Origin of the sequence: Novosphingobium sp. MBES04, from assembly GCF_000813185.1 — a bacterium.
GTDB classification, from domain to species: Bacteria; Pseudomonadota; Alphaproteobacteria; order Sphingomonadales; family Sphingomonadaceae; genus Novosphingobium; species Novosphingobium decolorationis.
In genome coordinates, this window is record NZ_DF850489.1 from 1,261,109 (window position 1) to 1,262,148 (window position 1,040).

Sequence of the window (1,040 nt, forward strand, 5' to 3'; positions counted from 1 at the left end):
CAACCTCGACATTCGTCAGCTTGAATTTGTTGTCGGCGTAGCTGAACGGCGTGAATGACACCGCGCCAGAATTTGGATCGATCAGTCGGAAGACATCAGTCACGACGGTGAACTGCCCCACCATCCCGTTGTTGGTGTTGATCACCCCGGTGACATGGCCGTTCACATCGATTTGCAGGACCGACTTCGCGCTCGCCCCATCCGCGCTGACAAGGACTTCGTTCAAGTTGGTGATCGATGCCGAGTTGTCCGCCGCCTTCGCGCCGATCTCATTGATGGTCTGCGAAAGGCTCTTGCCCGCTTCCAATTGCACGGACGAGCCGTCCAAGAGCCATGCCGTCCCAGCCGCGTTCTTCGCCCCCATGAGCGTCATGAAGGTGTTGACGACATCGTTCTCCGCGATCTGCTCGTTACGGTACTCAGTCAGGGCGGTGGAAACCGGCTGACCAAGGATCAGGGTTCGAGCATCGACGACCGTCTTCAAATCATCTTGGCTCAGTGCCAGCGCGGCAATCGCTCGGTGTTCAGATTGAGATTGTCGCGCAGATAGGTCGCCGCAATGAACTGTCCCGTCGCGTCGGTGATCACAGCGATGACATCATCGGCAGTCTTCGAGCCGACCACCGTCCCGGAGGGTGCCCCGACTGTCGCGCCGTCCTCGGGCTTCCCGGAGCCATCGATACTCGACCAATTGGCCGTCTTCCCCGCCTCCTCGACGAGCTTGTTCAACAATGTTTGCCGGGTCGAGTAGACAGCCGCAAACTTAGCACGGAACTCGCCGCCGTTGATCGGCGTCTCGGTCGCCGTGTTGTTGTAGGCCGGAGATAGCCCGGTCAGATAGCTGACCAGCGCCGCCACGGCACTATTGTAGGAATCCCGCTCGGTCGTGATCTGGAAATACTCGGCCTTCGCATCGATCTCACCGGCCTCGTCGAGAATGCGGTTATATTCGGTTACGAGGTCATACTTCTCGGTGCGGTCGAGCACATCGTCGTTCGCAATAGAGGCCAGACGGGTGTTGGCCTGATTGGCCTGCGCGA

At 59.0% G+C, this 1,040-nt stretch carries 2 pseudogenes; both read right to left on the reverse strand.

The features are described 5' to 3' along the window. Positions 1–484, reverse strand: a pseudogene (locus MBENS4_RS25945) (hypothetical protein); the annotation flags it as partial. Positions 485–495: 11 nt separating this feature from the next. After that, positions 496–1,040 (reverse strand): annotated as a pseudogene (locus MBENS4_RS19380) (hypothetical protein); the annotation flags it as partial.